Raw genomic sequence first — 5831 nt, 5'->3', positions numbered from 1 at the left:
ATTATACTTTTCGCTTTCCTTTTTGGTATTCAATATCTTATTACAGTATTAGCATGGAAGAAATCAAATAAAATTTAATAAGTATAGACAAAAAAGCTTATCTTTTAGCACTTAATGATAAGCTTTTTATTATTTTTTCATCTTTTTTCATTTTGGTGTACAATGAATTTCTTAGCTTGATAGCGATGGGATAGAACCACATCGCCATCAAGCGGAAATTTTATAGTACCCCAGAACAAAATTTCGTGCTAACTTGTAACAAAAAAACATGTAAAATTGCCCATAGATAACTATCTTATATTAATTACATAAACTAGTGTGTGATATAATAATATAAAGATATTACATTTAAAGGGGGATTCAAATTGGTTAAAAACTTACCTTTACTAATAGTGATTTTACTACTTGGTATAAGTTCTTCTACGTTAAGTACGAACGGATACTTTTCTCCAGTTATAGAAGGGTCTTTAATGATTATAAGTATTATTTTAAACATTGCTGCAGTGATAGGTTTATCACTACACGTTCTTGTATACCAACCTATGAAAAGATTTGAAACAAATTTAAAAGAGACATTTAAATAAAATAATTATATTTGAGGTAACACCCCATCGTTATCGAGCTAAAAAGTGTATCCATAAAAAGAAAAAATACGCTATTCTTTCTGTAGAATCATAGGTGGTCTGCCCCCATTTGGTGAGACAAAGAAAAAACACCTAGATAACATGTTTCCTATAAGCTATAGGTGACATATTATCTAATTTTCTCTGAATCCGTTCATTATTATAGTAGTGGATGTATTCATCCACAGTTTGTATTATACTAGAATTATTCGATTGTTTTATATTTTGCGCATAGAATCCTTCGGATTTCAAATGAGAATGAAAGGATTCTATGAGGGCATTATCATGGCAGTTTCCTGTACGAGACATGCTTGTGATAATGCCTTTTTCTGTGGCATATGTTTGAAATTGTTTTGATGTATACACCTTTCCTTGATCCGAATGTAAAATCGTATCAATCACATTTCGCTTTCTTAAAGCCTCTTTTAGAGTATCTAATACAAGAGAAACATCCTGTGTCTCAGCTATTTTATAACTTACAATTTCATTGTTAAACCCATCTATAATAGATGAAAAATAAAGAGTCTTATTGCCGAACATCAAATACGTGATATCAGTGAACCATTTTTCATTAGGCTTGGTAGCTTTAAATCTCCGTTGTATTCTATTTTTAGCTACCACTGGTTCATGACCGAGCACAAATATCTTTTTCTTTTTTCTAACCCGAGATAATACGTTGTATTTTCTCATGATACGTAATACTTTTTTATGATTCATTACGATGTTAAATTGATCACGTAGACAAGCTGTAACCCGACGATATCCATACCGATATTTATGATGTTGACATATTTCTATTACGGTTTTTTCTTCATGATTAGTTACTGGTTTCTCCTGCTTTTTCCAACGATAATAAGTGGCACGTGAAATATTAAATATGGAACACAGTTCTGCAATTGTAAAAACTGATTGCCATTCCTTTATCATTTTCATTATTTCTTTTTTTCCTCCCACCTCCTTAAGATTTCTTGGCACTTTTCCAGCAATATAATCTTTGCCTTTAAATAACGTATTTCTAATTCTTTTTGTTCAAGTTCTGTTAACCTTTTTAAGCCTTTTCCATGTGCAGATTGTCTTCCAATAGACTGTTCAAACCGATAGGTTTCGCCTTCACGATACCATTTCATCCAAGTTTTAATTTGAGCCACATGCTTAATTCCTAAGGCATCCATAATTTCTTTGTTTTTGAATCCTTGGTGTTTCATTTCAACTACTTTCCACTTTTTTTCGTCTCATTCTAAGGGTTCACTCCAATAGGAAAGGATGGCGTTTTTTAAATTTTATAGATACTTTGTGGTAGCCTCAAGTAGGAGGATTTAGCACAGGCAAACAATAATATCTTTTGTCTAGAAAGGAGAATGTTTTTTGAAATACACATTAAGAAAAAAATTAAGGGTGTTTTTTATAGGATTACTAGTATTAGTAATAATCGCTTCTATTTTCGTTTATTACAAGTTTTTAACACCTTCAGCAGATATTCAACAATACAGGGAGTATTATGCTCCAAAAACAACACAAAAAGTATTGAATCAAGGTGAGGTAAAGGTCACATTTTTAGGAACATCATCTTTACTATTTGATGATGGAAATACACAATTAATGATTGATGGTTTTATTTCTAGGCCATCCTTACCAAAAATGTTGTTCAGCAATATAAAAACAGATGAAGATACTGTGGATAAAGTTTTTAATCAAATAGGGGTTGATAATAATAAACTTAAGGGATTATTTATTGCACATACACATTATGATCATGCGTTTGATTTAGCTTATATAGCTAAACGAACTGGAACACATGTATATGGTTCAGAATCAGCAATTAACATAGGTATTGGTGGTGATATAAATAAGAACCAGATGTCTGTATATGAAGTAAATAAGGCTATGAAGTTTGGTGATTTTACTGTTACTGTCCTTCCATCGAAACATTCACCAACCTTTGATGAAGGAGAAAAAATAAAAAAGCCACTTAAACAACCTGCTAAAGCCCTAGATTATCATGAAGACTCTTCTTATGATTACTTAATTACACATAATAATAAAACTTTCCTTGTTAAACCAAGTGCTAACTATATAGAAGGGGTATTAGATGATATTCGAGCTGATGTCTTATTTTTAGGAATAGGGGTATTAGGAAAGCAGGAAAGTACTTTCCAAAATACGTATTACAAGCAAACTGTACGAAAAGTACAACCGAAGCTTGTTATTCCAATACATTGGGACGATTTCAACAAACCATTGACAGATACTCTTGAAGCAATGCCTAAATATGCGGACAATACCAAAAATGGATTAGATTTTATAATTCAAAGGACAAAAGCAGATAAAATTGATTTTCAAATACTTCAAGGTTTTAGAAGTATCTACTTCTAAAAAGGGATCCACCACACCTCTATCAAGTTAAGGAACATAAAAAACAATAATAATGAACTTCCGCGCTAAAAAAGCCACAAAATTTTCGTTTAGAGGGTAATCTGTTCTGTTAGCTTGATGGTGATGTGGGGTGCTACCCCAAATAGATAAAATTCCATTCTTCTTTGTAGGAAACCTATAGGACTTAAATGCTTTTGAATATTAAATACAAATTTAGACATGAAAAAACAAGATCTATTCTTATGTTTTTATAGAAAAAATGGATCGTTTTTTCATTTTAGGGGGATTTTATTTTGTTAGCTTGATAGCGATGTGATCATGCCCTTTTTAGAGTCATACTATCAGTATATCCAAGATTAGGAGATTACTTGCAAGAGTCTTGGAAGTATTGCAACCGTGCTATGATATAATTCTAAAGTACTAACATTTCATGTAGGACTTATAGATGTCGGTTTGACATATGAAATGTAAAATCAATCTGTTATTTTGAGGATTCAGGCTACCATTATTTAAACTAACATTCACACTAAAAGAAGTACAAGGAGGAAGGTATATCTATTAAAATAGTGAGGTATACCAAATTAGAAATGAACATTAAATTTAATAAAAAAGTAGTAGCATTCACGGCAGGATTAACAGTATTATCTTCACCATTGGTATCGTTTGCAGAGGAACAACAATTAGTAAACAATAAGCAACCTACAAACGTTCAGGAACAAAGTAAAATAACATCAGATGAACAGGCTTTAAAAAGTATTGAAGCTAGTTTTGAAGAGGTAGACGGACGTGGTGGAGGTACTGTCGACAATAAGAAAGTAGATAGTCTTCAACGTTCAGAAGGTATTCATGAAGAAACAGGTACACTAACTGTTCCTAACAATTCAAACAGAACAAAACGTAGTCTGTCTCCCATATCACCAAGCACCTCTAGTACAATAAATGGTGTTCCATTCACTGAATGGATTGTACCAGCAGGTAACGATAATATTCGTCCTCAAAACTATATGAGTCCAAAGTACATTACAATTCATGAGACTGATAATACAAGTGTAGGAGCAGGTGCTAGAAACCACGCCCAATACCTTTATAACCAAGCAGTAGGCAACACAGACCGAGCTGCATCGTGGCATTTTACAGTAGACGATAAAGAGATTTATCAACACCTACCATTAAACGAGAACGGATGGCATGCAGGAGACGGTGATGGTTCAGGTAATAGAGAATCCATTGCAATTGAAATCGCAGTTAATAGTGACGGAAACTACAGTAAAGCGGTAGATAACGCTAAGAAACTTGTAGCTTATTTAATGAAAGAAACTGGTGTACCGTTAAATAACATTGTAAAACACCAAAAATGGAGCGGTAAAATCTGCCCTGCTAACATGATTAATAATGGGCAATGGGATGTATTCGTAAATAGCGTTGAGGGGTATTATAATAATCTTTATCAACCAAAGGATGACATTACAGGAGGGTGGTATGAAGAAGCTATTCGAGAGTTAAATAGAAGAGGTATTATGATAGGGGAAGGAAACGGAGTTTTCGCACCCAATAGAGCGATAACAAGAGCCGAATTTGCTCAATTAATCTCTAACTCTCTAAACCTGCCAGCTGGAGATGCTTCATTTAAAGACCTAAACGATGCAAATTCAACTTTACGGGATGGTATTAAACGTACTGCAAGTGCAGGTATCATTCAAGGTAGAGGAGATGGTTATTTTGACCCAAACACACCTATTACAAGAGAAGAATCAGCAATTATTGTAAACAAGGCTTTACAGTATAAAGGTATATGGGGACCAGTTGTAAACCTACCATTCTCAGATAAAGACCAAATTATATATAAAGAAGACGTACAAAGATTGTATGGCCTAGGTATTGTAAGAGGTAAGGGTGACAATCAATACGACCCTAAAGGAACAACAACTCGTGGTGAAACAGCAACATTCATTCTAAATATGCTACAAGTAATTGAAAATGGTAGTGTAGAAAAGGTAATTGGAACGGCTCAAATTAATGGTATTGGGGTAAATGTTCGAAACGGATCAGGTACAAACTATTCTATTGTTAGAAAGACAAGTAAAGGCGAAAAAGTTACAGTATATGAAGAAAAGAATGGTTGGTTAAGAATTGGAACAGGTCAGTGGATTTATTATGACTCTATTTATATCGACTATAACAGATTATAAAAGACTAAATAGTTAAAAGAACAGGTCATATTTGGATATATAACTTAATCTCAGGTTGTGAAGAAGACTTTCTTCACAACCTGTTTTTGTGTCTGCCCCCTCTTTACCTACCAATACTGATAAAAAGAGGAAAAGGAGAGATTCATTATGATGGGTGCATCGAAAAATCACCGTGATCAGCGTGTATACAATTTAATTTACCTTATGTTTTTACGTATGACTTGAGCAGGTCCTTTTGAAAATAAGGAAAGATAAATTAATGTGTTTCCCTTGAACGTTGATAAATTACACATTTCCTGAAAAACAAACTATTCAATCATATAAATAATAGGATTTTTTAATGTAATGTATTAATCCTAACAGAAGGGAGGATTAGCCATGCAATTAGTTTGTTTTAAATTAGTAAATGGTCAATACTTTTTAGGTGTAGAAGGTATCGAGATTCCTGCGCCAATTCCAGCGTTTGCTGCAGCTTTATTAATTGGTTTAGGAGTAATCCCACTCTGTTCTTAATTTAAAGAATTCCAAAAATCTCTACCTTTCAATTGATAAACACTTAAGCATATGAATGCTTGGGGGTTTTTTATAAAAAAAAGAAAAGACGCCATAAGGCGTCTCCACAAATAGGTAGATAAGACTTTAGTTT

General features: G+C 33.0%; 5 protein-coding genes. 4 read left to right on the top strand and 1 reads right to left on the bottom strand.

Going from position 1 to position 5831, the window contains the following annotated elements:
• Positions 1-365 precede the first annotated feature (365 nt).
• Positions 366-584, top strand: coding sequence for a hypothetical protein (locus DN403_RS27945; protein WP_000240395.1), 219 nt, complete (start codon positions 366-368; stop codon positions 582-584).
• Positions 585-716: 132 nt separating this feature from the next.
• On the opposite strand, the gene DN403_RS27940 is transcribed toward DN403_RS27945, so the two are convergent.
• A protein-coding gene (locus DN403_RS27940; protein WP_149185987.1) for an IS3 family transposase occupies positions 717-1828 on the bottom strand; the annotation gives its coding sequence in 2 pieces (ribosomal slippage) (positions 717-1612 and positions 1612-1828; 1113 coding nt in all).
• A 160-nt stretch (positions 1829-1988) separates the two neighbouring features.
• Between DN403_RS27940 and DN403_RS27935 the strand changes: the two genes are divergently transcribed.
• The 3 genes from DN403_RS27935 to DN403_RS32015 all read left to right on the top strand — a co-directional run bounded on the left by DN403_RS27935 (position 1989) and on the right by DN403_RS32015 (position 5698).
• Positions 1989-2996, top strand: coding sequence for an MBL fold metallo-hydrolase (locus tag DN403_RS27935; RefSeq protein WP_149185986.1), 1008 nt, complete (start codon positions 1989-1991; stop codon positions 2994-2996).
• Positions 2997-3583: 587 nt separating this feature from the next.
• Positions 3584-5185, top strand: a complete 1602-nt coding sequence (locus DN403_RS27930) for an S-layer homology domain-containing protein (protein ID WP_149185985.1) — start codon at positions 3584-3586, stop codon at positions 5183-5185.
• 378 nt (positions 5186-5563) lie between these two features.
• A complete protein-coding gene (locus DN403_RS32015) occupies positions 5564-5698 on the top strand; it encodes a hypothetical protein (RefSeq protein WP_255452078.1) in 135 nt (44 codons plus the stop codon).
• The last annotated feature ends 133 nt before the right edge of the window (positions 5699-5831 follow it).

This window comes from Bacillus sp. AY2-1 (assembly GCF_008368965.1).
GTDB classification, from domain to species: Bacteria; Bacillota; Bacilli; order Bacillales; family Bacillaceae_G; genus Bacillus_A; species Bacillus_A thuringiensis_S.
Note: the sequence above shows the minus strand (reverse complement) of the source record. Positions and strands in the feature narration are given on the sequence as shown.